Annotated in this window: 1 pseudogene; it reads right to left on the reverse strand. The window is 49.1% G+C overall.

From position 1 onward, the window contains the following. Positions 1-581 (reverse strand): annotated as a pseudogene (locus R8O11_RS29780) (UDP-forming cellulose synthase catalytic subunit); the annotation flags it as partial.

The raw sequence follows: 581 nt of genomic DNA on the forward strand, positions 1-581 counted from the left end.
ATGCGCACGCCACCCAAAGAGAAATCCTTCATCTGCGCTTGAATCAAGTGCCCTGAGTGAAGCCTTACCGCGACAGGAATCGCTACCTCTACTCGGTGATCTTTTCGCACTTGTTTGGCTTCTACCGCAACGGCGACAGCAGCACCTAAAATCAACAAGTTGTACATCGTCCAAACGAGGTTCACGATAACCGTACCGATTTCGTCTTGAGGCCCCCACCCCATTCGGTAAATCCCTACAGCAAAGCCCAGAATGTTGAGTGCAACCAAAACCAAATATGGTCGGGAGATCACCCAATCGTAGTGAGATTTTTCAACCAAACCGCCTTTTGCCGTTACGTTGAATGTCCCTTTATGGGGTGCAAACAAAGCCACCGTTGTTGGCCTTGCGATATACCAAGCAAGCACGGTTTCGTATACCTCACCCCAGAACGAATAACGGTAGTCACCCTGCATACGAGAGTTGGTCATGCTGGCGTGAATCATGTGGGGTAATACGTACAAAATGATCGCCAGCGCTGGTGCATAAATCACGTAGGAATGCAGCAACAAATAAGCCAAGGGTGCGATCAGGAATACAAT

Source organism: Vibrio sp. 1288, assembly GCF_033344475.1.